This window comes from Streptosporangium sp. NPDC000095 (assembly GCF_042899335.1).
In the GTDB taxonomy this organism is placed as follows: domain Bacteria; phylum Actinomycetota; class Actinomycetes; order Streptosporangiales; family Streptosporangiaceae; genus Streptosporangium.
The window spans coordinates 133,958-159,284 of sequence record NZ_JBIAZS010000015.1; the positions used below are offsets into that span (position 1 = coordinate 133,958).

General features: G+C 70.6%; 25 protein-coding genes. 10 read left to right on the top strand and 15 right to left on the bottom strand.

Features of this window, described 5'->3' with window-relative positions; genetic code table 11:
• The first annotated feature begins 334 nt into the window (after positions 1–334).
• Complete coding sequence (locus tag ACFY3V_RS29490; protein WP_389778056.1) at positions 335–2,257, top strand: LCP family protein; 1,923 nt, start codon at positions 335–337, stop codon at positions 2,255–2,257.
• Between the two features lie 104 nt (positions 2,258–2,361).
• On the opposite strand, the gene ACFY3V_RS29495 is transcribed toward ACFY3V_RS29490, so the two are convergent.
• Positions 2,362–4,425 (bottom strand): spermidine synthase, encoded by a 2,064-nt coding sequence (locus tag ACFY3V_RS29495; RefSeq protein ID WP_362903042.1) that lies wholly within the window; start codon positions 4,423–4,425, stop codon positions 2,362–2,364.
• A gap of 171 nt (positions 4,426–4,596) precedes the next feature.
• Here ACFY3V_RS29495 and ACFY3V_RS29500 point away from each other — a divergent pair, with 171 nt between their 5' ends.
• From ACFY3V_RS29500 to ACFY3V_RS29510, 3 genes are all read left to right on the top strand, one after another.
• Positions 4,597–5,955, top strand: a complete 1,359-nt coding sequence (locus ACFY3V_RS29500) for a S8 family serine peptidase (RefSeq protein ID WP_389778154.1) — start codon at positions 4,597–4,599, stop codon at positions 5,953–5,955.
• A gap of 4 nt (positions 5,956–5,959) precedes the next feature.
• Positions 5,960–6,193, top strand: a complete 234-nt coding sequence (locus ACFY3V_RS29505) for a hypothetical protein (RefSeq protein ID WP_389778059.1) — start codon at positions 5,960–5,962, stop codon at positions 6,191–6,193.
• Between the two features lie 236 nt (positions 6,194–6,429).
• On the top strand, positions 6,430–7,428 hold the full coding sequence (locus tag ACFY3V_RS29510) for an ion transporter (protein WP_389778061.1): 999 nt from the start codon (positions 6,430–6,432) through the stop codon (positions 7,426–7,428).
• 8 nt (positions 7,429–7,436) lie between these two features.
• Here the strand turns inward: ACFY3V_RS29510 and rpsD are convergent, their stop codons facing one another.
• Positions 7,437–8,051, bottom strand: a complete 615-nt coding sequence (gene rpsD, locus ACFY3V_RS29515; protein ID WP_389778063.1) for a 30S ribosomal protein S4 — start codon at positions 8,049–8,051, stop codon at positions 7,437–7,439.
• Between the two features lie 88 nt (positions 8,052–8,139).
• Here rpsD and ACFY3V_RS29520 point away from each other — a divergent pair, with 88 nt between their 5' ends.
• Positions 8,140–8,868, top strand: a complete 729-nt coding sequence (locus tag ACFY3V_RS29520) for a DUF2470 domain-containing protein (protein ID WP_389778065.1) — start codon at positions 8,140–8,142, stop codon at positions 8,866–8,868.
• 220 nt (positions 8,869–9,088) lie between these two features.
• On the opposite strand, the gene ACFY3V_RS29525 is transcribed toward ACFY3V_RS29520, so the two are convergent.
• Positions 9,089–9,667 (bottom strand): ATP-dependent Clp protease proteolytic subunit, encoded by a 579-nt coding sequence (locus ACFY3V_RS29525; protein ID WP_350949211.1) that lies wholly within the window; start codon positions 9,665–9,667, stop codon positions 9,089–9,091.
• A gap of 430 nt (positions 9,668–10,097) precedes the next feature.
• On the opposite strand from ACFY3V_RS29525, the gene ACFY3V_RS29530 reads away from it, so the two are divergent.
• Positions 10,098–10,292, top strand: a complete 195-nt coding sequence (locus ACFY3V_RS29530) for a CsbD family protein (RefSeq protein WP_362505991.1) — start codon at positions 10,098–10,100, stop codon at positions 10,290–10,292.
• A 156-nt stretch (positions 10,293–10,448) separates the two neighbouring features.
• On the opposite strand, the gene ACFY3V_RS29535 is transcribed toward ACFY3V_RS29530, so the two are convergent.
• A complete protein-coding gene (locus ACFY3V_RS29535) occupies positions 10,449–10,838 on the bottom strand; it encodes a hypothetical protein (RefSeq protein ID WP_389778068.1) in 390 nt (129 codons plus the stop codon).
• A 96-nt stretch (positions 10,839–10,934) separates the two neighbouring features.
• On the opposite strand from ACFY3V_RS29535, the gene ACFY3V_RS29540 reads away from it, so the two are divergent.
• The 3 genes from ACFY3V_RS29540 to ACFY3V_RS29550 are packed head-to-tail and all read left to right on the top strand — an operon-like array spanning position 10,935 to position 12,020.
• Positions 10,935–11,300 (top strand): hypothetical protein, encoded by a 366-nt coding sequence (locus ACFY3V_RS29540; RefSeq protein ID WP_389778070.1) that lies wholly within the window; start codon positions 10,935–10,937, stop codon positions 11,298–11,300.
• 4 nt (positions 11,301–11,304) lie between these two features.
• On the top strand, positions 11,305–11,694 hold the full coding sequence (locus ACFY3V_RS29545) for a hypothetical protein (RefSeq protein WP_362896902.1): 390 nt from the start codon (positions 11,305–11,307) through the stop codon (positions 11,692–11,694).
• Between the two features lie 59 nt (positions 11,695–11,753).
• Positions 11,754–12,020 (top strand): hypothetical protein, encoded by a 267-nt coding sequence (locus ACFY3V_RS29550; RefSeq protein WP_350949216.1) that lies wholly within the window; start codon positions 11,754–11,756, stop codon positions 12,018–12,020.
• A 178-nt stretch (positions 12,021–12,198) separates the two neighbouring features.
• Here the strand turns inward: ACFY3V_RS29550 and ACFY3V_RS29555 are convergent, their stop codons facing one another.
• The 11 genes from ACFY3V_RS29555 to ACFY3V_RS29605 form a co-directional block, all read right to left on the bottom strand.
• Entirely contained in the window at positions 12,199–12,447 is a 249-nt protein-coding gene (locus ACFY3V_RS29555) for a hypothetical protein (protein WP_389778073.1), read from the bottom strand.
• Between the two features lie 331 nt (positions 12,448–12,778).
• Positions 12,779–13,237 (bottom strand): winged helix-turn-helix domain-containing protein, encoded by a 459-nt coding sequence (locus tag ACFY3V_RS29560; protein ID WP_350949218.1) that lies wholly within the window; start codon positions 13,235–13,237, stop codon positions 12,779–12,781.
• A 223-nt stretch (positions 13,238–13,460) separates the two neighbouring features.
• Positions 13,461–14,354 (bottom strand): aldehyde dehydrogenase family protein, encoded by an 894-nt coding sequence (locus tag ACFY3V_RS29565; RefSeq protein WP_389778075.1) that lies wholly within the window; start codon positions 14,352–14,354, stop codon positions 13,461–13,463.
• Positions 14,347–15,786: an aldehyde dehydrogenase family protein gene (locus ACFY3V_RS29570; protein ID WP_389778077.1), complete on the bottom strand. Its 1,440-nt coding sequence runs from the start codon at positions 15,784–15,786 to the stop codon at positions 14,347–14,349. The genes ACFY3V_RS29565 and ACFY3V_RS29570 overlap by 8 nt, the downstream gene beginning before the upstream one ends.
• Before the next feature lie 15 nt (positions 15,787–15,801).
• Positions 15,802–16,722 (bottom strand): deoxyribose-phosphate aldolase, encoded by a 921-nt coding sequence (gene deoC / locus ACFY3V_RS29575; RefSeq protein ID WP_350949221.1) that lies wholly within the window; start codon positions 16,720–16,722, stop codon positions 15,802–15,804.
• The gene (locus ACFY3V_RS29580; protein ID WP_389778080.1) at positions 16,715–17,719 is read right to left on the bottom strand and encodes an ABC transporter permease; all 1,005 of its coding nucleotides are present in this window, start codon (positions 17,717–17,719) and stop codon (positions 16,715–16,717) included. The genes deoC and ACFY3V_RS29580 overlap by 8 nt, the downstream gene beginning before the upstream one ends.
• Positions 17,716–19,218, bottom strand: coding sequence for a sugar ABC transporter ATP-binding protein (locus ACFY3V_RS29585; protein WP_350949223.1), 1,503 nt, complete (start codon positions 19,216–19,218; stop codon positions 17,716–17,718). Before ACFY3V_RS29585 ends, ACFY3V_RS29580 begins: the two co-directional genes overlap by 4 nt.
• The gene (locus tag ACFY3V_RS29590) at positions 19,215–20,183 is read right to left on the bottom strand and encodes a sugar-binding domain-containing protein (protein WP_350949224.1); all 969 of its coding nucleotides are present in this window, start codon (positions 20,181–20,183) and stop codon (positions 19,215–19,217) included. Before ACFY3V_RS29590 ends, ACFY3V_RS29585 begins: the two co-directional genes overlap by 4 nt.
• The gene (locus tag ACFY3V_RS29595) at positions 20,180–21,697 is read right to left on the bottom strand and encodes an FGGY-family carbohydrate kinase (RefSeq protein ID WP_362896906.1); all 1,518 of its coding nucleotides are present in this window, start codon (positions 21,695–21,697) and stop codon (positions 20,180–20,182) included. Before ACFY3V_RS29595 ends, ACFY3V_RS29590 begins: the two co-directional genes overlap by 4 nt.
• A gap of 2 nt (positions 21,698–21,699) precedes the next feature.
• Complete coding sequence (locus ACFY3V_RS29600; protein WP_362896907.1) at positions 21,700–22,752, bottom strand: galactitol-1-phosphate 5-dehydrogenase; 1,053 nt, start codon at positions 22,750–22,752, stop codon at positions 21,700–21,702.
• A 159-nt stretch (positions 22,753–22,911) separates the two neighbouring features.
• A complete protein-coding gene (locus ACFY3V_RS29605) occupies positions 22,912–23,904 on the bottom strand; it encodes a substrate-binding domain-containing protein (RefSeq protein WP_350949227.1) in 993 nt (330 codons plus the stop codon).
• 235 nt (positions 23,905–24,139) lie between these two features.
• On the opposite strand from ACFY3V_RS29605, the gene ACFY3V_RS29610 reads away from it, so the two are divergent.
• Positions 24,140–25,318: an AI-2E family transporter gene (locus tag ACFY3V_RS29610; protein WP_362897157.1), complete on the top strand. Its 1,179-nt coding sequence runs from the start codon at positions 24,140–24,142 to the stop codon at positions 25,316–25,318.
• The last annotated feature ends 9 nt before the right edge of the window (positions 25,319–25,327 follow it).

The following is a 25,327-nucleotide window of genomic DNA, read 5'->3' on the forward strand; positions in this document are numbered from 1 at the left end:
TGTCCAGGTATGGGGACTAGAATCCTGGCAAATTCCGTTCAATCGGGGAACCTTGGCTGTTTTGCCAGGTAGACCGGGGCAAGACGTAGTAGGAAGCGGTGTGACGATGCGCCTTGGGCAAGACTCGGGGGATCTCGCCGGCGACAGTGGGAACGGGAAACGGCGCCCCCGGCGCCGCAGCGGTGGCCAGGGCGCGGGCCGCGGCGGCGGCCAAGGTGCAGGTCGTGGCGTCGCGCAGGGGCCGGCCGAGACACAGCCCCCCGCCGCCCCACCCGGCACGCCACAGGCGCAGGGCTCTCCCTCCGGGCAGAACGCGTCCCCCTCCAGGGACGCGGTGAGCGGACTCCGGGCGGCTCCCGGCCAGGCCCAGAGCGTGCCGGACGGGCGGGGCACACCCCCGCAGACCCGGCCCGGCGTACGGGGCGCCACCGACGGGCAGGAGGCGCGCTCCCCTCTGGGCGCGCACAACGGGCCGGGGACGCCCTCCCCCCACGACGTACGCGGCGGGCAGGGGACGCCTCCCCCGAACGGCGTACGCGACGGGCAGGCCACGCACGACGCACAGGAGTCCGTTCCTTCCCGAGGGGCGCCCGAGACCGAGGCGGCCTCTCCCCCGCAGGCCGGAGCTGGACCGCGGCCCGACCAGCCCGCGGGACCGGCTCAGCCTCAGGGAGCAGCCCCGCCCGGAGGGCCCAGCAGTCCCGGAGGACCGGGCCAGAGCGGAGGGTCGCCTCCCGGCCCCCCTGCCCCTCCCGGACCGCCCGGGAAGCGGCCGCGGTTCGCCAAGCCGATGACGGTCGGCGCGCTCATCGGCTGGACCGCGTTGTCGGCGCTCCTGCCCGGCGCGGCGCACCTGCGGGCGGGACACCGCCGCACCGGATACATCCTCCTCACGATCTTCGGCGCGCTGTTGCTCGCCGCCCTGGTCGGCGCGCTCGTCCTCAGCGGTGACGGAAACGCGGGCTTCGTCGCCCGCGACAGCACACTGATGACCGGGGCGGTCCTCGCCATCGTCGGCGCGATCGCCTGGTTCCTGCTGGTGCTCTTCTCCTACGTCTCCCTCGGGCCCGACCGGCTCAGCGGCAGGGGACAGATCGTGTCGGGAATCGCGGTCGGCGTGCTGTGCGTGTCGGTGATGGCGCCGTTCGCGCTGACCGCGAGCACCGTGCTGACCGTCAAGGACGCGGCCAACAGCATCTTCGAGAGCGCCTCGGCCAACCCCACGGCGGCCCCCGTCAAGCACGAGGACCCGTGGGGCGGGCGCAAGCGGGTGAACTTCCTGCTCGTCGGCGGCGACGGCGCCGGAAACCGGGAGGGCGTGCGGACCGACAGCATGACCATGGCCAGCGTGCACGTCGCGACCGGCAACACCGCCATGTTCAGCCTCCCCCGCAACCTCCAGCACGTCCGCTTCCCGCCGAACACCCCGCTCGGCAAGCGGTTCCCCGACGGGTTCATGCGCGAGCTGCCCAACGGGGGCCTGCTCAACGAGGTCTGGCAGTACGCCGAGGACCACCCCGAGCTCATGCCCGACGTCAAGGACGGCCATCGAGGCCCTCGGGCCCTCATGGACGCGATCGGCTACACGCTCAACCTGAAGATCGACTACTACGCCCTGGTCAACATGTTCGGTTTCGCCCACCTGGTGGACGCCATCGGCGGCCTGAGGATCAGGGTGGAGAGCGACGTGCCCTGGGGCGGCCTCTACGGCACCGCGGGGACCATCAAGGCCGGATACCGGAAGCTCACCGGCGAGGAGGCCCTCTGGTACGGGCGCTCCCGCGTCGGCAGCGACGACTTCTCCCGGATGGCCCGCCAGCGCTGCGTCATCGGCGCCTTCACCCAGCAGGCCACCCCGTCGGTCGTGCTCACCAACTTCGTCAAGATCGCGAACGTGGCCAAGAAGATGGCCAAGACCGACATCCCTCGCGAGTTGCTCGAGCACATCACCGAACTGGGGCTGAAGGTCAAGGACGCGAGGATTGTGAGCCTCCAGTTCGTGCCGCCGGAGTTCTACACCGGCTCGCCCGACTGGCAGAAGATCCGTGCCGCGACCGCCAGGACGCTGCGCCAGTCACTGCAGCCGGCCCGTCGGCCCCTCGCCGCGACGGCCTCCCCCGGGACGAGCGGCGCGAGCGGATCAACGCCCACCGCCACACCCAAGCCCTCCAGGACGGCGGTGGCCAAGCCGAGCCAGACGCCCACCCCGAACGGCAAGGGCGAGGCCGCGTCCCTGGACGAGCTCTGCGGGTTCTGACCGCCCCGCGCGACCGGCTCCGCCGCCGACCATCCCGCACGCATGTGGCCCGCCCTCCGCGAAGGAGGACGGGCCACCGGCGCTTTTCCCGGAGCCCGCCGGGCTCAGCCGACCTTGGCCGCTCCGACGCCCCTCGCGGTCCTGGGCAGCAGGACGAAGGCCCCCAGATAGATCAGGCCCGCGACGATCAGCAGTGCCTGGTAGCCGATGACCAGCGCCAGATACTCCAGGCAGCCTCCGACCATCGCGCCCAGCAGGTTCGCCCCGAAGGACACGGTGGCGTCCGCGGAGTCGGCGAAGCGCTTGGCGAACACCACGTTGGCCGCGAAGATCGGCAGGAACGCCACGACCACGGCCGCCACGGCACGCACCGGCAGCGGCAGGCTCAGCAGCCACGAGTTGGGCACCAGCCAGGCGAGGACCAGCCCCGCGAGCAGCACCCCGTACATCACCGGCAGCGACGGCACCCTGAAGCGGCGGGTCACCTCCACCGCGGCGAGCACGGCGACCAGCACCCCGCCGAACACGATCGCGTTCACCACCCAGGTGGTGCCGAACAGCAGCGCGAACCCGGTCACACTCTTCGTCTCCAGCAGCAGGAACGCCACCCCGAGCAGGAAGAGGTCGGCGTACGGGCGCATCCGCCGGTAGGGACCGGCGACGGCGCGGACGGCGAGCAGGCTGACGACGAGGATCAGGCCGAGGGTGATGACGTAGATCTGCGGGATCGTCCGGTCCTTCAGGTAGAGGAAGGGCCGGTCGTCACCGCTCGGCGGCGGGGTGTCGGCGGTCGCCCCCGCCCATTCGGAGTCGCAGCGCTGCGCCTCGGCGGTGAGACCCGCGGTGATCACCGCCTGCTGCCCGGTCTCGCTGACGATGTCGACGCAGGGCTTGTGGCCGAAGGCGGCCTGCATGGTGGAGCCGAGGCGGTCCACCAGCCAGGTCTCGCGGTAGTAGTTGTACATCGAGAAGGTGCCGCCGGGCTTGAGGTGGTCCCTCGCCGCCTCCATCGCCTGCTGAGTGAACAGGTAGCTCTCCAGCCGCAGCGAGCTCGCCCCGGACACCAGGGTGAGCGAGTCGGGCAACGCGAAGAGGATGAGGTCGTACTTGTCGGAGGTCCGTTCCAGGAAGGCGCGGCCGTCGGTGACGTGGGCGGTGACGCGGGGGTCGCTGTACGGGCTGTCGGGGTGGTAGGAGCGGCCGAGTTCGAGCAGTTTGGGGTCGATCTCCACGGCGTCCACACGCTTGGCGCCCTTCGACAGCGCGATCGACACGTCGGTCCCGCTGCCCGCGCCCACGATCAGCACGTCGTCCAGCTTGCCCGAGGTCGCGCGCTCGTACGGCAGGGCGTACTGGCGTTCCCACTCCAGGCGGCTTTTGGCCGGGCTGGCCTGCTGGTGCGGGATGCCGTTGACCTTGATGTCCATCAGCGGCACGTCGTTCCAGTAGCCGCGCACGTAGGTCACCTTGTAGTAGGGCGACCACAGCGCCCCGGCCGTCAGCGACTCCGTCGCGAGGACCCCGACGACGATGAGGGAGGGCACGAGCAGCGCCGCGCGGGCCCAGACCTTGCGGGGCCAGAGCAGCACCGCGTAGGCGACCGCGGCGATCAACCCCCACACCACCGGGGGCGCGCTGAGGAACGACAGCGCGGTGAACAGCGCGATGCCGCCGAGGCTGCCGATCAGGTCGTAGCGGTAGGCCTCCAGCCGTTCCAGCTCGGGGAAGCACCGCCCGACCAGCTCGGCCGGGCCCATCAGCACGATCGCCGCCGCGGCGAAGATGACCGGCAGGATCAGCCAGGCGGGCGGCCCGCTCTCGCTCAGGCTCGTCCAGTACAGGACCCCCTCGGTCTGGCGGTCCACGGTGACCGGGAAGAGCCACACGACCAGCACCAGGACGGCGAGCACGATCGGCGAGTAGTACGGCTGCCGGGTGGTGCGTCCCACCCGGAGGAAGCCGAGCCCGATACCGAGAAACGACCCCAACAGGACGAAGTTGGTGAAGTAACTCAGATGAACGATGTTCGATCCGGTCCATCGGATCAGGGCCAGCTCCAGGAAGAGCATGAACCCACTGGCGACGATCAGTCTGGGCCGGGTGCTCAGCCAGTGGGTGTGCCGGACATCTGGGGTGGGGGGTGGAGTCGTCTCCGCCTCTGCGGTCATGCCGCCCAACGCTAGTCACCGGCACCCGCGCAGGGAAGGAAATCCATCCCTGTCGTTTGTGTGGGTTACATGCCATGAGGCCAGATAGAGGGTGGTTTCAACGGCTGGACGCGGTCGAGACGGATGCAGGAACGTGGTGGAGCCCGATCCTCTCAAGCCCCGGTGGTGCACATGCGGGTCCTGCTCCAGCTCCGTCCATCCCCCGACGTCGTCGCGGCCGTGGCCGACCCCTCGGTGAGCACGGCGGCGGCCGACGTCGCCGACGCGTTGCCCGGCGTCGTCGTGGACCCCTCCTTCACCCCTGTCGTCGCTCCCCGCCCGGTCCCCCTCGCCGGGGGCGATCCCCTCTCGCTCAACCAGCCGCTCACGTTCTCCTTCGCCGACGACGAGGCCTCCGTCCTGGTCCGCGGGGAGATCTCCGACGACGAGATCTCCACCCGGGTCACCCTGCTGCCCTCGCTGCGTCCCGACGTGGTGGGGGTCTTCGCCGACCCGATGATCCAGCGGAGCCTCACCTGCGGCGGAACGCCACCGGTGGGCGACTGGCGCGACGTGGAGCGGCTGCTCCACGTCTCCGAGCTGGCGCGCGAGGGCCTCGACGGCTCGGGCGTCGCGCTCGCGGTGCTCGACAGCGGCATCAACGCCGCGCACGTGGCCCGGCAGTTGGACCGCGGCGTGGCCCTCGACGCCCAGCGCAGCTGGAAGCCGTCGGGGGTGCGGGGCGAGGCGGGCGAGTTCCCCATCGACCACGGCACGATGTGCGCCTTCGACGCGCTCATCGCCGCCCCGAGGGCGTCGCTGATCGACGTGCCCGTGCTGCTCTCCCGGCGTCCGGGCGGCTCGGCGCTGGACGGCCTGCTGTCGGACGCGGTCGCCGCCTTCGCCCACCTGCGCACCGTCCTCGAAGACCAGCCCGCGGCCTCACGCTCCCTCGTCGTCACCAACAGCTGGGGCTCCTTCTCCCCCAGCTGGGACTTCCCCGCGGGCCATCCCGGCAACTACTCCGACAACCCGGCCCACCCGTTCAACCTGATCGTCTCCAGCCTGGAGCAGGCGGGCGCCGACGTGCTGTTCGCCGCGGGAAACTGCGGGCGCGACTGCCCCGACGGCCGGTGCGCGTACGCCAACCGGCCGATCACGGGCGCGAACTCCCACCCGCGCGTCCTGTCGGTCGGCGGGGTCGACATCCGTGGCGAGCGGGTCGGCTACTCCTCGCAGGGGCCCGGCCGCCTCACCGTGAGAAAGCCCGATCTCTGCGCCTTCACCCACTTCTCCGGCTCGCGGGCCTTCGGCGACGACGAGGCCGACTCGGGCACCTCGGCCGCGTGCCCCGTCGTCGCCGGGGTCGTCGCGGCCATCCGCACCCTGTGGCCCTCCTCCCGGCTGTCACCCTCCCAGCTGCGCACCCTGCTCCGGCGCACCGCCGACGACCGCGGCGACATCGGGTTCGACCACGACTACGGCTACGGAGTCGTCGACACCCCCGGGATGCTCGCCTCGTTGCGACGCCGCGCCAGGCGCGTAGCGTGAGTGCATGCTCCTGATCACCGTACGGCTCCCGCCCGACGCCACGCTCGCGCAGGCCATGCGGCGCCTGGAGCTGCCCGAGGAGGACGTCGACACCGACTACGGCCTGGTGCTCATCGACCCCGACCAGGGCCTGTACGGCCTGCGGGTGAGCGAGGTCGCCGCCCGCCGGGTCGCCCCGAAGGCGGGCGGCGGCCCCTACTCCGATCCGAGAATCGAGCCGTACGGCCCCCCTGACTGAACACCTCGCTCGCGCGGGGCCCATGTGGGCCCCGCCCTGCGTCTCCGCCCGCCGGGCGAGGCACAGGAACAGAACCGGAAAAACGGTTCGGCACACTCTCCTTTGCACGGAACGTTCCCGTACCACAAAGATCAAATATTTGGGACATCTCGCCCCCACAAAAGGCGGATTTCGGTCTTCATCGGTCCGTTATGATCTTTGCTTGTCCTTGACCTTTTTGACTCCCGGGAGTCCCCGTGCCACCGCGCGAGCGTCTCCGCCGCCTGCTCGAAACGCAGCGTTTCCAGCAGTTCATCATCGCCGTCATCGTGATCAACGCGGTCACGCTCGGATTGGAGACCTCGACGACGACGAGCGCCGCGCCGTACGGCGCGGCGCTCGTCGTCGTCGACCACCTCGCCCTCTACATCTTCGTCGCCGAACTCGCCGCGAAGCTCTACGCCTACGGCTGGCGGTTCTTCCGTAACCCGTGGAACCTCTTCGACACCGCGATCGTGGTGGTCTCGCTGCTCCCCACGGTGGGCGGGCTCTCGGTGCTGCGCGCGTTGCGCATCCTGCGGGCGCTACGACTCATCTCCGTGCTGCCCAGCCTGCGCCGGGTGGTGACCGCGCTGCTCACGGCGCTACCGGGGATGAGCTCAATCGTGCTGCTGCTGGCGCTGGTGCTCTATGTCGCGGCGGTGATGAGCACGAAGCTCTACCACGTCACCGCCCCCGAGTACTTCGGCGACCTGCCCACCTCGCTGTTCACCCTGTTCCAGATGATGACCGGGGACGCCTGGTCCGACATCACCCGGGAGGTGATGGACGAGCACCCGTCGGCGTGGCTGTTCTTCGTGGTGTTCATGCTGGTGTGCACCTTCGTGGTGCTGAACCTGTTCATCGCGGTGGTGGTCAGCGCGATGGAGGAGGAGCACGCCGAGGAGTCCGTACAGGCGACCGAGGAACTGGGCAGGACCGTACTCGCCGAACTGGCCTCGCTCCGGGCCGAGGTGCGGGAGTTGCGAGACCGGGTTCCGGCGCCGATGAACGGCACGGCGAGGGCGAAGGGCACGGCGAACGGCGACTCGGGCTCCGCGGGGAAGAACGGCACGAACTCCGGGGGAAGGAACGGCTCGGGCTCCGCAGGGAAGAACGGCTCCGGGGGAAAGAACGGCTCGGATTCGAAGGACTCGGCGAACGGTGGCGTGAGAAAGCCCGCCACCCGGAAGGCGGCGGGCCGGCGGCGCGGATAGGCGCCGGGTCAGCGCGAGTAGAACTCCACCACGAGCTGCTCGTCCACCGGGACCACGATCTGCTCGCGCAGCGGGCGGCTGAAAAGGGTGAACCGGAGGTCGGCGTGGTCGACGTCGAGGTAGGCGGCCGTCCGGTCGTCCGCGTACACGCCCTCGGACGCCGCGACGAACGGCTGCATCCGGCGTGATCTCTCGCGCACCGCGACGACCTGGCCCGGCTTGACGAGGTAGCTGGGGATGTCGACCTTGCGGCCGTCCACGGTGATGTGGCCGTGGGCGACGTACTGGCGGGCCGCGTAGATGGACGGGGCGAGCCCTGAGCGCAGGACGAGGGAGGCGAGGCGCGTCTCCAGCAGCACCACCAGCTCCGCGCCCGCCCGGCCGGTGCCGCGCAGCGCCATGTCCCAGTAGCGGCGCATCTGCCGTTCGGAGACGTCGTAGTACCAGCGGAGCTTCTGCTTCTCCATCAACCGCAGCCCGTAGTCACCGGTCTGCCGCCGGTTGGTCTTGCGACCGTGCTCACCCGGCGGGTAGGGGCGCTCCTCGAAGTATCGGACGGCCTTACGGGTCAGCGGCACGCCGGCCCTCCGGGAAAGACGCACCTTCGGCCCGGTGTAGCGCATGCTCACTCCTCTGTGGTTAGGTTTACCTTAGTTAGGCAAGGCTAATCTTACACACAGCAGTGTCCCCGACCTCAAGGAGAGCCGGTTCATGCAGCCCGTCACCGCTCCGCCGATCCCCGAGCGGGTCCGCACCCTCGCAGCCACCGCCGCTCCCACCCACGTCTCCGTCTCCGGAACCAACGCTCCCGCGACACCCGCCAGGGGCGGCGTGGACGGCGCCGGACGACCCGTGCTGCTCGTCCTGCCCGGCGATCCGCTCCATGACGTGCGAGACGAGCCCGTGGTGACCGTGGATCTGACGTCGACCCGCTCACTGGGAGGGCACGAGCTCTCGCGGGGCCTGCTCAAGGTGCAGGGCTGGGCACAGGCGGTGCCCAAGGCCGAGGTGAGGGAGACGGCGGTGGCGATCGCCGAACGCTGCCCGGACGAGGCCCTGTTCGAGACGCTGGAGGGGATGGACGGCCCCCGGCTGATCCGCGTCGACGTCGGCAGGGTGATCTATCTCACCGGGCCGGAGTCGGGCCTGCTGGACGCGGAGGAGTATCTGGGCGCCGCCCCCGACCCCCTGATGGACGACGCCGAGCGCATGCTCCATCACATCAACGGCTCCCACCGCCGGCAGTTGGAGGCCGCGCTCGTCTCCCTGCTCGCCGCGCCGGTGCCGGAGGCCTGGCTCTGGGAGCTCGACCGCTTCGGGGCGACCGTCCGCTGCGGCGTCGACAGCGACCCGACGCTGATCCGGCTGCCATGGCCCTCGCCCATCGGCGACGCGGAGTCCCTCGAACACGCCGTACGCTGCCTGCTCTGCCGGCACTGACGAGGAAAGCCCGGCCGGCGGCCCCTCGACGACCAAAAGGGCGACAATTCATCGCGCGGCACCGTTTTGTCGCATGGCGCCATTTCCGGGCAAGGCCGGAAATGGCGCCAGACCATTCCATGTGAAACACGCAGAATGGCCGCAGGAAACCACTCCGAGAGCGCGATCACTCCCGGAGGAAATATTCTCCCAAAAGGAGATCGTCCTCGGGAGCGGAATGTCAGCCCTCGGACACCACCTCGCTGGTGTTTCTGATCACCTGGTCGACGAAGCCGTAGTCTCTGGCCTCGGTGGCGGTGAACCAGCGGTCGCGATCCCAGTCCTCCTCGATCCGCTCCAGCGGCTGGCCGGTGTGGAAGGCGATCCGCTCGCGCATCATCTGCTTGGTGTAGAGCATCTGCTCGGCCTGGATGGCGATGTCGGCGGCCGTGCCCCCGAGGCCTCCCGAGGGCTGATGCATGATCACCCTGGCGTGCGGCAGGACGTAGCGCTTGCCGGGAGCGCCCGAGCAGAGCAGGAACTGCCCCATGGACCCCGCGATGCCCATGCCCACGGTGGCGACGTCGTTGGGGATGTACTGCATCACGTCGTAGATGGCCATTCCGGCCGACACCGAGCCGCCGGGTGAGTTGATGTAGAGCCAGATGTCGCGACGGTCGTCGTCGGCGGAGAGCAGGAGCAGCTCCCCGCAGATCCGGTTGGCGACCTCGTCGTTCACCTCACTGCCGAGCACGACGATCCGCTTGCGCAGCAGCCTCTGATACAGCTGGTCTTCGGGGACGATCTGGGGACCACTCATGTCTTCCACCTACTCCGAACCCGAGGTTTGCCGATAAACGAATACCCGCGACCATAGTCCAGCGGGGAGCCGCGTTTTCCGCTCGTTCGCTGTCAGCGCTTTTCGCTGAAAGCGCAGCATCCCTCATTTCGTTTTTCCTCCGGGCGCGGTCGTCGCCCGGCCGGAACGGCCGTTCCCCCTGGCCACGAGCGTTTCCCGGCCGGGGTCCGTCCCCCCTCCGGAGGGGGGACGGACCCCGGCCGGATGAGTGCCTTCGGGCGGTCCCGGGGCGGGGCGTGATCACGCTCCACCCCTCGCGAGCGCCTCCAGGGGAGCGACGCCGGATCGGCCGGGCGACGACCGCGCCCAGAGCAGGCATGTTTACCCCCTCCTCTGGAGGAGAGGGGACCAGTCGAAGTGGACAAAACTCCACAACGGGAGGGATAACACCATGGGTCACGACGACAAGATCGCCAACAAGACCGAAGAGCTCGGGGGCAAGGTCAAGGAAGGCGCGGGACGTGCCACCGGTAACGAGCGGCTTGAGGCCGAAGGCAAGGCCGACCAGACCGAGAGCAACCTCAAGCAGGCCGGGGAGAAGGTCAAGGACAGCGCGAAGAAGGTCAAGGACGCCTTCAAGAGCTGACTCGCGACTCATATGGCGGTGGGGGCCCGGTTTTCCGGCCCCCACCGCCATGTCGGGAGGAGTCCTTGCCCCGGGCCCTGTCCACCCTCGTCGGGCGGGGCCGTCCGCCCTTTTCGGGCCGGGGACCATAGGGCGCCAGGTCAAAGAGGGCGGCTCTCAGGAGGCCGGGCCGACCTCCGGTTCCGGCGCCCCGTCACCGGACGTGTCCTCTCCCTCGTCGCCCGCGATCTCGCCGTCGACCTCGTTCTCGGTTTCGGTCTCGGCCTTGGCCTCGCTCACACCCTCTGGTCTTTCCTCTTCAGGAGTGCGGCGCGCGTCGTCGGGATCCGCCAGAAGTGGTCGCTCGGGGAAGGTCGTGTCCGCCCCCGACCGCTCCGCCACGACCCTGCTCTCGCCGTCGATGCCCCGCGGACCCGCGGGCGGCGGATCCTGCGCGGGGGCGTCACTTTCGGCACCGGTGCTCTCGGCACCGGTGCTCTCGGTGCCGCCCGTCTCGGCGCCTTCACGCTCGGCCGTGTCTTCGCTCGTCTCAGGAGTGTCCGTCATGCCGACCCCCTCCCCTGACAAAGTCCAAATATGTCGCCGGGCAGGCATGGGGCCGGTCAGCCGGGTAGGGAAACCCTCGACGAAGGGAGCGAGATCATGACGGTCACCCGGTTTCAGGATCTGCCACTGGCCGAGCACGACAGGGCCTGGGACGGCGAAGCGGCCGAGAAGCGCGTCCGATCATGGTCGGACGCCGAGGAGGAGCCCAATGCCCGATACCGAGAGGCCCACCTCTGGTACGACGGCGACGAGCCGGACAACTTCGGGAGTTACAAGCTTCCCATCGCCGACGTGATCGACGGCAGGCTCAAGGTGGTGCCGCACGCCGTACGAGCCGCGGGAGGGATCCTGCAGGGAGCCAGGGGCGGGGTCAAGGTGCCCGGGGAGGACCTCGACCGGATCAAGGCCCACCTGGCCAGGTACTACGCCAAGATGGGCGAGAGCGCCCCCTGGGAGTCCTGAGGGGATGACGCGTTTCGCGTTCGAATTCGACCCGGCGTGGCGGATACCGCTGCTGATGGTCGGGGTGAGCCCTCAGAGGGCCTTCGCCGAGGTCCGCGAGGGCGATCTCTCGGTTCGCTTCGGCCTCTGGTCGCTGCGCACGCCCCTGTCCAACGTCGCGGGCACCACCGTGACCGGCCCGTACGCTCCGTGGAAGGCCATCGGGCCGCACCTGTCGTTCGCCGACCGCGGGGTGACGTTCGGCACCGGCACCGGGCGGGGCGTGTGCGTCCGGTTCCACGTCCCGGTGCCCGCCCTGGTACCCGGCCACCTCCTGACCCATCCAGCCGCAACTCTCACGGTCTCCGATCCCGAAGGACTGGTGAGAGCCCTCGGGCAGTCGCACGAGACGTGAGCCGGACACATGACAGAGGGGCATCCGGGTAAAAGGGCGTTCCAACCAAGGAGGGAAACATGACGGCCGAAGGAGAGATGCCGGAGGAGACTTCGGCGAGCGGGAAGCCCATGGTCGCGGCCACCCCGCGCGACGTCGTCCACATTCGCCTGGGCTCGTTCGCCCTGATAGCGGCGATCGGCCTCGGGGTGCTCGGTTTCGTGGCCGGGATCACCTGGCTCACCGTCGTGATGGCCGTGCTGGCCGTGATCGCGATCGTGGACATCGCCCTGGCGGTGCACCGGCAGTCGCGTTCCGCTCCGGGTACGACGACGGAAGCGGGCTGAGCCGCCGCGTTCGGCGGTCGTCAACGGGCCGCGACGGGGCAGGCCCCGGCCGGATCGTCCGCCGAGCCTCGGCGGACGACGGCGCCACGGGCGCCGTGACGGCGAACGGTGCCGGGCGTGGTGACCACGCCCGGCACCGTCGCGCCTCGCCCATTACCGTTTTCTACTTTTTCCTGGTTTACCAGTAGGTGTAGACAACGGGACGGTAATAGGGCTGGAAGCCGAAGGGCGTATAAGTGTTGTAGAAAGTGAATGGCGAATACCTGGTGTAGTAGGCGTAGGGACCGAAGGGGTCGTGGTTGCTTCCGGCGACCACCGAGACCTGCTGTGGCGCCACGCTTGCCCCGGCGGGCTGAGCCGACACCGTCATGCCGGCGATCAGGGTGGAGGCCACCAAGGTGCCGACGGCGAGAGCCTGCTTGAACATGAAAGATCACTCCGTGTCTGATGGTTGAACCCGGCATGCCGCCAGGACTTACAGGGCGCCGATCAGATTTCCAGGAAATATGACGAATCGACGCCACGTAAGACGCTAGTTCAGAGCCATAACGACCTTCGCCCCAGAAAGGACAAAGCCTTGGTCCGGGATCATTTCCCGGCAGGAAAGGCGGAGGTTACATCCGAGCGGCTTCTCCGCTCCGCCAAGAGGGCGGCTTCTCACCGAGCCGCGCGCACGGTATGGAATGCGCATCCATGTCGATCTTGATGTGCCTCGACCCCGCCGAGCCGCCCACGCGGCACGGAGATCACGAGCCCGCTCACGCCGGGGATCCGCCACCCGTCCGCGCGGGCCCGCGCATCGGCAACCCGAACCGGCCGGTCCATCCCAGCCGGTCCAGCAGATAGGCCACCCCGCGCACGGTGTAGGAGACCTGGAACCTCTCCGCGATCACCACGGCGACACGCGCGGTGGTCCAGTGGCCGTCGTCCCAGCCGTGGGCGGCAGCCCCCTCCGCCAGGACCGCCTCCAGCCGGGCCAGTTGCTCGTCGGTGAGCTTTCTGCCGCCCGCGGCGCCCCTGGAGACCAGTGCCGCCCTGCCTCCCCGTCTCCAGAGCGCGTACCACTCGTAGGCGGACTTGCGGGTGACTCCCAGCAGCCGGGCCACCCGCGCGGGCGTGATCTCCCCGGCGAACATGTCGGCGGCCCGGAACCGCAGCCTCTCGCGCCTGGCCCGCTCCTGCGCCGACAGCCCACCGCCCCTGTCTGAATATCTCATACTTTAAGGCTCTCACCTGGGCAAATGGGGCCTAACAGGCACCCACCCCCGTGTCACCCCCGCGTTTCCCCGCCGGGCCGGTGAGAGGCGCCCCCTGCCCCGGAGCCTCGGGGACGCGAGGGCGACGCTCCTGAGCAGAACGCCGCTCCCGCGCGAACCCCGGCGCGTGGGCAGGAACGGAGACCGCGCCCGCCCGCCGAGGTCCAGCCGGCCCGCCACGGTGTCAGACGCCCACCGGGTGCCAGACCGTCTTGATCTCCATGAAGGACCTGATCCGGGAGACGCCGGGATCGGCGACGGTCCAGTCGTCGTGAAGGCCCGGCCGCAGGACCCGCTTGAGGGTGGTCGCCGCGCTCTCCTCCAACTCTGAGGCGAGGTCGCCCGCCCCGGTCAGGTCGAGGGCGTTCACGTCGGCGTGCCCGGCGAGCGGCGGGGCGAGCTCACCCAGGCGTCCGGTCAGGATGTTCACGACCCCCGCCGGCAGGTCCGAGGTGGCCAGCGCCTCGGCGAGCGTGACGGCAGGGAACGGGGCACGCTCGCTCGCCACCAGCACCGCCGTGTTGCCCGAGGTGATCACCGGCGCCAGCACCGAGACCAGTCCGAGCAGCGGGGAGCCGGCCGGGGCGATGACGCCCACGACCCCGGTCGGCTCGGGCTCTGAGTGGTTGAAGAACGGACCCGACACCTGGTTCGCCCCGCCGAGCACCTGGCCGATCTTGTCGGCCCAGCCCGCGTAGTAGACCCAGCGGTCGATGGCGGCCGAGACCAGCCTCTCGGCCCCCGCCCTGCTCACCCCCTCGGCCGCGGCGGTCTCCTCGGCGAACTGGGCCCGGCGCCCCTCCATCATCTCGGCCACCCGGTACAGGATCTGGCCCCGGTTGTAGGCGGTACGGCCGGACCAGCCGGGAAACGCCTTACGCGCCGCCACCACGGCGTCGCGCGCGTCCTTGCGGGACGCCTGGGCCGCGTTGGCGAGATGGACCCCGCGGGAAGATGTCACCGGATAGGACCTGCCTGACTCCGAGCGCGGGAACGCCCCGCCGAGATACAGCTTGTACGTCCTGCGCACGGCGACGCGGGCCGGCGCGGGGAACGGGGGGTCGGTTCTGTCAGCCAAGGTATGCCTCCAGCCCGTGCCGGCCGCCCTCGCGGCCGTAACCGGACTCCTTGTATCCGCCGAACGGGCTGGCGGGATCGAACATGTTGAAGGTGTTGGACCACACGACGCCGGCGCGCAGCCGGCTCGCGGTCCACAGCATCCGGGAGCCCTTCTCCGTCCATACCCCGGCGGACAGGCCGTACGGCGTGTTGTTCGCCTTGGCGACGGCCTCCTCCGGTGTGCGGAAGGTGAGCACCGAGAGCACCGGGCCGAAGATCTCCTCGCGGGCGACCCGGTGCGCCTGCGTGACGCCGGTGAACACGGTGGGCGGGAACCAGAAGCCGCGCTCGGGGATCGGGCACGCCGGCGACCAGCCGCTCACGCCCTCCGCCTCGCCGACGGCGACCAGTTCGCGGATCCTGGCGAGCTGCGCGGCCGAGTTGATCGCCCCGATGTCGGTGTTCTTGTCCAGCGGATCGCCCAGCCGCAGGCGCTCGATCCTGGTGCGCAGCTTCGCCAGCAGCTCCTCGGCGATCGACTCCTGCACCAGCAGCCGCGATCCCGCGCAGCACACGTGTCCCTGGTTGAAGAAGATCCCCGAGACGATCCCCTCCACGGCCTGATCGATCGCCGCGTCGTCGTACACGATGTTGGCGCCCTTGCCGCCCAGTTCGAGGGAGAGCCGCCTGCCCGTGCCCGCCACGGCGCGGGCGATCTCCCTGCCCACCTCGGTCGAGCCGGTGAAGGCCACCTTGTCGGCGTCCGGGTGGGCGACCACGGCCCGGCCGGTGTCGCCGGCGCCGGTCACGATGTTCACCACGCCCGGCGGCAGTCCCGCCTCCTGGCAGATCTCGGCGAACGCCAGCGCGGTCAGCGGGGTGGTCTCCGCGGGTTTGAGCACCACCGTGTTCCCGGTGGCCAGCGCGGGCGCGACCTTCCAGGCGAGCATCAGCAGCGGGAAGTTCCACGGGATGACCTGGGCGGCCACGCCCAGCGGGCGCGGCGAGGGGCCGAGCCCGGCGTGGGCCAGCTTGTCCGCCCATCCCGCGTGGTAGAAGAAGTGCGCCGCGACCAGGGGCAGGTCGACGTCCCTGGTCTCCTTGATCGGCTTGCCGTTGTCCAGCGACTCGAGCACGGCCAGCTCGCGTGCGCGTTCCTGGATGATGCGCGCGATCCGGAACAGGTACTTGCCGCGCTCCGCTCCCGGCAGCGGCGACCAGACCCGCTCGAAGGCCCGCCGGGCCGCGGTGAAGGCACGGTCGACGTCGGCCTCGGAGGCGACGGCCACCTCGGACAGCGGCTCCTCGTCGGCCGGGTTGATCGTGACGATCCGCTCGTCGCTCTTGGCCTCGACGAACTCGCCGTCGATGAACAGGTCGTAGGACGGCCGGATCGACACGGTCGACCGTGACTCCGGCGCGGGCGCGTACTCGAAGATCTCCTCCGTCATGTGATCGGAGTCCCCCTAGTCGATCGTGTAGTAGTCGGGCCCGGCGTAGTGTCCGGTGTTCAGCTTGGTGCGCTGCATGAGCAGGTCGTTCAGCAGGGTCGAGGCGCCGAGCCTGAACCACGCCGGATCCAGCCAGCTCTCCCCCGCCACCTCCTTGACCAGCACCAGGTAGCGCATCGCGTCCTTGGTGGTGCGGATGCCGCCCGCGGGTTTCACCCCCACCCGCCGCCCGGTGGCGGCCAGGTAGTCCCGCACCGCCTCCAGCATGACCAGGGTGACCGGCAGCGTGGCGGCGGGCGTGACCTTGCCGGTGGAGGTCTTGATGAAGTCCGCCCCGGCGTGCATGGCGAGCCAGGAGGCCCGCCGCACGTTGTCGTACGAGACCAGTTCCCCGGTCTCCAGGATGACCTTCAGGTGCGTCTCGCCGCAGGCTTCCTTCACCGCCGCGATCTCGTCGAAGACCTTGCGGTAGTCGCCCGAGAGGAACGCCCCCCGGTCGATGACCATGTCGATCTCGGTGGCGCCGGCGGCCACCGCCATACGTGTGTCGGCCAGCTTCACCTCCGGCGACGTGCGGCCCGCGGGGAAGCCCGTGGCGACCGAGGCGAGTCCCACCCCGCTGCCGGACAGCGCCTGGGCGGCCACCGGCACCATGTCCGGGTAGACGCAGAGCGCGGCGACCGCGGGCGTGGTGGGGTCGGCGGGGTCGGGACGCATCGCCTTGCCCGCCAGCGCGCGTACCTTGCCCGGGGTGTCCGCCCCTTCGAGCGTGGTCAGGTCGACCATCCGGATGGCCAGGTCGATCGCCCGGCGCTTGGCCGTGGTCTTGATGGACCGGGTCGCCAGGTCCGCGGCCCGCCGGTGTACGCCGACCTCGTCGACCCCCGGCAGTCCGTGCAGATAGGCCCGCAACGAGCCAGGGACGGTGTCAGGCACGAGCGCCCCGCCTTTCGATGAGCATGTTGAGGATGAGGGCGACCAGCAGGATCAGGCCGGTCACCACCATCTGGAAGAAGGAGCCCAGGCCGAGCAGGTTGCACAGGTTGCGCAGCACCGACAGCAGCAGCACCGCCACGAACGTGCCGAACACCCCGCCCCTGCCGCCGAACAGGTTGGTGCCGCCGAGCACGACGGCCGCGATCGCGTCCAGCTCCAGCCCGCTGAAGGCGGTGGGCTGGCCCACGGTCAGCCGGGAGGTGAGCAGCACCCCCGCGAGCGCGGCGAGCGCGCCGGACACCGCGAACACGGCGGTGATCACCCCGCGCACCGGCAGGCCGGACAGCCGCGCGGCCTCCTTGTTGCTGCCGACCGCGTAGACGTACTCGCCGAAGGTCGTGCCCCGCAGCACCAGGGCGGCGAGGATCGTGATCACGACGAACACGATCCCGATGATCGGCACGTAGCCGATGAACCCGCCGCCGAGGAGCTGGAACGCCTCCGAGCCGCCGCCGCCCGCCGGCTTGCCGTCGGTGAGCAGGTAGGTGAGCCCGCGAATGGCCGTCAGCCCGGCCAGTGTGGTCATGAACGAGGGCAGCGACAGGTAGGCCGACAGCCCGCCCATGAGCGCGCCGAACAGCGCGCCCACCGCGACGCTGAGCAGGATCGCCGGTACGAAGTGCACGTCCGACCCCATGAGCAGGGCGACCGTCATCCCGCCGAAGGCGGCCACGCTGCCGACCGACAGGTCGATCCCCGCGGTCAGCACCACCATCGTCATGCCGATGGCGACGATCCCGGTGAGCGACGACTGCTGCAGCAGGTTGGCGATGTTGCGGCCGGTGAGGAACTGCGGGGCCAGCAGCGTCGCGACGACGCACAAGGCGATGAAGACCAGCAGCAGGTTGGATTTGACGATCAGGTCGGTGCCGCGGCGCGACCTGGAGCCGCCGGGGTCCTTGGTCGCCGGGGTGGCGGATCCGATCGATATGGTCATGGAGTCGCTCCTGTGATGACGGTGTGCGCGATGACGTTCTCCGGGCTGACCCTCGGGTCGAAACACGCGACGTTGCGGCCCTCGTACAGGACCTGGATGCGGTCGGCGTTGGCGGTGAGCTCGGTGAGCTCGCTGCTCGCGAGCAGTACCGCCACCCCCTGGTCGGCCAGGTGGCGCACCTGCCGGTAGAGGTCCGCCTTGGCCCCGACGTCGAGGCCGCGGGTGGGCTCGTCCAGCAGCAGGACCCTGATCCCGCCCCGGGTGATCCACTTGGCCAGCACGACCTTCTGCTGGTTACCGCCCGACAGCTCTCCCACGAGCTGGTCGGGTCCGGCGGACTTGATGCCCAGGTCGGTCAGCGCCGGCCGGGTGAGCCTCCGCCCGAGGCGGCCGGGCAGCAGCCACGGGGGCCGGCCGATCGCCGCGATCGCCGCGTTGCGGCCCACGGACAGGCCGAGCATCAGCCCCTGCTCCTTGCGGCTCTCCGGCACCAGCGCGAGCCCGGCGCGTACCGCGGCCGACGGGCTGCCCACACGCATCGGGCGCCCGTCCAGCTTCGCGGTGACCTGTGCCCTCAGGTCGCCGAAGAGCGCGCGCAGCAGGGTCGTACGGCCCGCGCCGCCGAGTCCGGCGAGCCCTACGATCTCGCCCGGCCGCACCTCCAGGTCGCGGACGTCGATCAGGCCCGGCAGGTGGACCCGCTCGACGCTCAGCAGCGGCTCACCCTCGGGCGCGGGGTGGTCGGTGGGGCGTATGAGCTCCCTCGCCTCACCGATCATCGCGGCGACGATCTCGCCGGGGCCGGTCGAGGCCAGGTCGTAGACGCCGACCGTACGGCCGTCGCGCAGCACCGTGGCGCGGTCGCCGATCTCCATCACCTCGTCCATCCGGTGCGAGATGAAGATCACCGAGCGTCCCTCGGCGGTGAGCGACCTGATGACGTCGAAGACGGCGAGCAGCTCGCTCTCGCCGAGGGTGGCGGAGGGCTCGTCCATCACGATCACTCGCGCGTCGGCGGTGAGCGCCTTGGCGATCGCGGTGAGCTGCTGCGCCGCGATGGGCAGCTCCCTGACGGGCGTGGTCACCGAAAAGCGCGCGCCGACCCGGTCCAGCGCCTCGCGGGCCAGCCGCGCCCGCCGGGACCTGCGCACGAACGGGCCGAACCTCGGCGCCCTGCCCAGCAGCAGGTTCTGCGCGACGGTGAGGTCGGGCAGCAGGTCCAGCTCCTGGTAGATCACGGCGATGCCCGCGGCGAGCCCGGCGTGCGGGGTGGCGGCCCTGAAGGGTTCCCCGTCCAGCAGGATCGTGCCCTCGTCCGGCTGGTAGGAGCCAGAAAGGATCTTCATGAGCGTGCTCTTGCCGGCGCCGTTCTCGCCCAGCAGGCAGTGCACCTCGCCGGGGCGTACGGTCAGCTCCACGCCGTCCAGGGCGACGGTGCCGGGGAAGCGTTTGACGATCCCGGCCATCCGCAGCCTCGGGTGCTCGGCGGTGTCCGTCATGGCTCCTCCCTCGTCGCGGTGTCCAGCAGGTAGGTCGCGCTCTGGTCGTCGGTGATCAGCACGTCGCAGAGGCGGCTCACCACGACCGCCCGGCACACCGCGTGTTTCGCCGCGCCGCTGACGAGCGCGACGGAGGTGGTGGCCGAGCGCAGGGCGTCCAGCGAGAGGCCGAGCGTGCGCCCGTCCAGGCCCGGATCGACGATCCGGCCGCGCTCGTCGACGAAGCGGCCGAGCACGTCGCCGACCGCGCCGGCCCGCGCCAGCCGGGTGACGTCGTCGGCGTCGATCTGGCCGGAGTCCACCAGCACCGAGTCGCTGCCCATACCTCCGGGGCTGAACAGGAACAGGTCGGCGCGGCCGGCGAGGGCGAGCACGTCGGAGACGGCCCGGTCGCTCTCCAGCACCGCCCGGGTGCTCTCCTGCTCCAGGATCGCCGGGGCGGGCAGCAGCGTCGCGGTGCCGCCGCCGTGGTGCGCGATCAGGTTCGCCATGCTGTGCGCGGTGGTCGGCTGCCGTGATCGGCTGTGCGCGCCGTTCACCTGCACCACGTTGACGCCCGTGGCCCACCCGGGGGTGAGCCCGCCGGCCAGCCGGTCGAGCGTGCGTCCCCAGGAGACGCCGATCAGCTGGGGCGCGGGACGCATCGCCATCAGGTGGTCGGCCCCCGCGGCGGCCACCCGGTCGCGCAGGTACTCCGGGTCGTTCCTGGCGTTCCCCGCCACCACGATCGCCTCGCGCAGACCGAACCGCTCCCTGAGCGAGCGCTCCAGGGCGTGCACCCTCGACCTGGGGTGCAGCACCTCGATCCGCACGATCCCGGCCTGGCGGGCCTCGGCGAGCATCCGGCCCACCTTCCAGCGGGTGAGATGCATGCGGTGGGCGATCTGCTCCTGGGTCTCCCCGCTCTCGTAGTAGCGGACGGCGACCTGGTAGAGCTGGTCGTGATAGTCCACGGGAATGCTCATGTCAGCCCGTCCCCTCGTCGCGGTGCGCTCAGCCGGTGCGCGATCGCCGTGGTGGCGGCGGTCGCCGCGAGATAGTCGTCGTAGCCCTGCCGGTACGGGTTCCGGTGCTCGGCCACCGGCTCGACCACGCGAATCCTCGGCTCGTAGTGTGCCGCGGCCTCGGCCAGCGAGGCGTACCGTCCCGCACCCACCGAGGCGATCACCGAGCAGGCGCGCAGCGTGAGGTTGTCCCCGGTGGCCAGGCTGATCGGCCGGCCAAGCACGTCGGCGGTCGTCTGGAGCCACAGCTCGTTGTGCCGGATGCCGCCGGAGACGAAGATCTCCTCCACGCCGATCCCGCCCGCGACGAAGGAGTCGATGACCTGGCGGGTGCCGTACGCGACCCCTTCCACGGCCGCCCGGTAGACCTGCTCGGGGGTGCTGGCGAGGGTCAGCCCGAGCACCGCGCCGCGCAGCCGCGGATCGCGCAGCGGCGTGCGGTTTCCCATGAAGTAGTCCAGGACGATCAGCCCGTGCTCGACCGGCGGCAGCGCGGCCGCGGCCTCGATGAGCCCGCCGATCTCCGATCTCGGCCGCCCGATGAGCCGCTCGCCCGCCCAGGCCAGCACCGAGCCCGCGCTCACCTGACCGCCCTCCACCAGCCAGTGCCCCTCGCGCAACGCGTCCGGGTACGGGCCCCACACGGTGGAGGGGAAGATCGGTTCCGCGATCTCGGTGACGAACGCGTTGGACGTGCCGCACACGATCGACACCCGCCCCTCGCGGGCGCCCCCGACGGCCAGCAGGGACAGGTGCGCGTCGATCCCGCCGGAGGCGACGACGGCGGGGCCGGTGATCCCGAGCTGTTCGCGGGCGTCGGGGCCGAGGGGCCCCACCGGGTCACCGACCGGCACGATCTCGTCCGGCAGCTTGTCGCCGAGATCGCCGATGCCGAGCTGCTCGTACAGGTCGTGCGGGAACCCCGCCCCGCGTGGGTCGTAGTTGCTCTTGCAGACCGCGTTCATCTGCGATCCGGCCCATCGTCCGGTGAGCCGCCACACGATGTAGTCCACGGCCTCGACGACGCGTGCGGCGGCGCGGTAGACCTCGGGTTCGTGACGGGCCAGCCACATGGCCTTGGGCACCAGCCACTCCACCGCGTCGCAGTCGCCCGAGTAGCGCAGGGCCGGGTGGTCGATCCGCGCGGTCAGCGCCGACTCCTCGCTCGCCCGGCTGTCCATCCACAGCAGGGCCGGGCGCAGGGGGCGCCCGTGGCGGTCGAGCACGGCGACCGTCGAGGCGGTGGTCGCCACCGCGACACCGGCGATCTCCGGGTTGCCCGCCTCGGCGAGCGCCGCCCGTGCGGCGTGGACGCTCGCCCGCCACCAGTGGTCCGGGTCCTGCTCGGCCCAGCCCGGCCTGGGGAAGGTGGTCGGGTAGGACTCGTCGCCCGCCCCGAGCCGCGCGCCGTCGGCGTCGTAGACCGCCGCGCGGGCGCCTTCGGTTCCCAGGTCCAGGGCGAGGAAAGCGCTCACGGTCACCCCTCGTTCGGCATGAACAGGACCTTGGAGCTGAAAATGGAGCGTTCGCCGAGGCTGACCATGGTCTCGGGGAGCGCGTCCAGCCCCAGCTCATGCGTGATCATGAACTTCCAGGCGAGGTCGCCCGAGGCGAGCGTGCTGGCCGCCACCCGCCACTCCTCGCCGGGGAACGGCGCGGAGAAGGAGTTCCACGCGCCGTGCAGGGTGACCTCGCGGCGCAGGAAGGAGCTGAAGGTGGACTTGGGCAGCACCACGGGGTCGTGCGGGATGCCGATGAACACCGCCTCCCCGTGCCGTCCGGCCAGGCCCACGGCCTGGTCGACGGTGGCGGGCACGCCCGCGGACTCGATGACCACGTCGTAGCCCTCTCCGGCCACCTCGGCGGCGGCCTCGGCGCTGACCGCGGTGTGCGTGGCCCCGGCCTCCGTCGCCATGGCCGCCTTCCGCTCGTCCAGTTCGATCACGAGCACCTCGGCGGCCCCGGCGATACGCGCCCACTGCACGGCGAACAGCCCGATGGGGCCTGCGCCCACCACCGCCACCCGGTAGCCTCCGCGCATCTTCGTGCGCCACAGGGCGTGCAGCGCGATCGCCGCCGGGTCGAGCATCGCCGCGGCCCTGGGGTCGAGGCCGTCGGGGAGCACCATCAGGTTCTCGGCCGGTACGGAGACGTACTGCGCGTACGCTCCGTCCCTGCGGCTGCCGAAGTAGCCGTAGTTCTTGCACAGGCCGAACCGGCCCTGGCTGCAGGGTCCGCAGGCGTGGCAGGGGATGAGCGGCGGCACGGTGACCAGGTCACCCTCCCGCACCCGGCCGGTGGCCGACAGCCGATCGCCCATCCGCACCACGTGCCCGGAGAACTCGTGGCCGCAGATGATCGGGAAACGGTAGGCCCCGGCACGCAGCATGCGCGGGATGTCCGAGCCGCACACTCCGCACGCCGCGACGCGGACGAGCGCCTCGTCGGGGCCCGGTGTGGGCACGGGTACCTGCTCGACCCGGATGTCCCCGGGGGCGTGAAGCACTGCGGCCTGCATGGTTTCCGGCATTTCTTCTTTCTTCCTCGTCTTCTGCTTCTCGCGTGTCGGTCGTCGCGGGTCGTGTCCTCCAGGGGTCCTCCTGGGGTCTTTCACGACCCGGACCACCGGCCTTCGCCGCGGATGCCCGCGTGCCCGCCCCTGCGGGCCGGTCCTTCGGGGAACGGTCGCCTACGGGAGGGTCTGGGCGAACTCGGTCTCTCCGACGTACTTCGCGGCGTTCTCACCGTCGATCAGCGCGGTGCCCGCGTCGACCGAGGGCTCGACCTGCTCGCCCTTCTGGACCTTGAGCACCGTCTCGACGGCCGTCGCACCGAGGGAGATGGGGTCGTTGAGCGCGGTGGCCACGTACCGGTCGCCGTCGGCGATCTGCTTGACCGCCTCCATGAGCCCGTCCACTCCGGCGACCAGGACCTTGTCCTTGCCGTTCTCGGTGAGGACCTGCAGCGCGCCGAGCGCCATGTCGTCGTTGTGGGCGTAGACCGCGGCGACGTCCGGGTGGACCTGGAGCAGGTCCTGCATCGCGGTGACGGCCTTGGCGCGGACGTAGTCGGAGTACGGCCCCTCGACGATCTTGATCTTGGGGTTCGCCTCGACGGCCTCGTGGAAGCCCGCGCTGCGGTCGCGCGCCACGGCTCCACCGGCGTCCCCGCGGATCTCGATGACGGTGCCGCCCTCGGCTCCGAGCTTCTCGCTGAGCCGCTTGCCGACGAGTTCGCCCATCGCCTTGTTGTCCCGCCCGACGTGCGCGACCGCGCCCTCGGCCACCGGCCGGTCCACGGTCACCACGGAGACCCCGGCCGCCTTGGCCGCGGCGAGGCTGGGCTGCACGCCCTGCGGATCCACCGGGTTGATGAGCAGGATGTCGACCTGCCGGGTGATGAGGTCCTGGATGTCGTTGTTCTGCTTGGTGACGTCCCCGTCCGCGTCGGCGAAGTGGAGCGTGGCGCCGGCCTTCTTCGCGGCGGCCTCGGCCCCCTCGCGCAGTTGCACGTAGAAGGGGGACTGCTGGGTCGCCTGGCTGAAGCCGATGGTGATCGCGCCGTCCGCCTTCTGGTCGGCACCGGCGGTGGATCCGCCGGGGGTGGACGACACCGAGCAGGCGGACATCGCCGTGAGGGCGAGGAGGAGCGCGGGCATGGTGAGCAGCCGCAATCTACGCATATGGGACCTCCGGGGTGTGATTTAGATAACGCACGCTAAATCGGACGTTAACCTCACGGCAACACATGAGCCAAAATTTGCTCATATGAGCACGCTACCCCGTCTCCCCACCACCGGCTCCCGAACATACCCGCTCTACCTGCGGAAACGTGCCGATCCACCCATCAGGGGCGGTCCGGTCCGAGCCTCGCGTTGACGTGGGCCCGACCATGTCTAGGGTGAACACGTGCCCGCCATGCTGAACGCCACCAAGACCCGCACCGCGCTGCGCACCTCGGCGCGCATCTCCCTGGAGATGCTGCTCGTCGTGCTCATGACCGCGGTCAGCCTGTGGATCCTGGGCCAGATGTGGTCCATCCTCTGGCCGCTCGTGATCGCCCTGCTCCTCACCACGCTCACCTGGCCCGTGACCCGCCTGCTGCGCCGGCACGGCTGGCACCCCACCCTCGCCGCCACGACCGTCACCGTGCTCTTCCTCCTGCTCGCCGCCGGCACCGTGGTGCTGATCGCCGTCCCCGTGGCCTCGCAGTCCGGCGAGCTGGCCACCGGCGTGAGCAACGGCATCCAGCAGCTGCGCAGGTGGGCCGCCGGTCCGCCGCTGAACATCGGCGCCGACCAGGTGAGCACCGCGCTCGACACCGCGGCCTCCCGCATCCAGGACAGCGTCGGCAGCATCGTCACCGCCACCCTCAGCGGGGTCGGCACCGTGGTGAACGGCCTGGTCAACACCGTCCTCGCGCTCTTCCTGATGTTCTTCTTCCTCAAGGACGGCCCGCGCTTCCTGCCCTGGCTCACCCGCCAGCTCCCCGGCCGCCTCGCCACGGACGTCCCGGCCGTGGCCACCCGCAGCTGGGACACCCTCGGCTCGTTCGTCCGCTCCCAGGCCTTCGTCGGCCTGCTCGACGCCGTCTTCATCGGCCTGGGCCTGTGGATCGTGGGCGTGCCCCTCGTCCTCCCCCTCGCCGTCCTCACCTTCGTCTCGGCGTTCATCCCCATCGTCGGAGCCCTGTTCGCCGGCTTCGTCGCGGTCCTCATCGCGCTGGTGTCCAACGGCCTCACCGACGCGCTGATCGTGCTCGCCATCATCGTCGCGGTGCAGCAGCTTGAGGGGAACGTGTTCCAGCCCATGGTGCAGAGCCGCGGCCTCGGCCTGCACGCCGCGGTGATCCTGCTCGCGGTGACACTGGGCGGCAACCTCGCGGGCATCGTGGGCAGCCTGCTCGCCGTACCGGTCGCCGCCCTGATCGCCGTGGTATGGAACTACATCCGCGAACAGCTCAGCGACCCACCCCGGGAACCCGACACCGGCGCGCCGGACACGAGCGGGCCCGGCACGGGCGGGCCGGAGGCCGAGAAGCCGAAGACCGAGAAGCCGGGCACCGGCGCGGCCCTCCCCGCACAGAACCCCGGCTGACACCGTCAA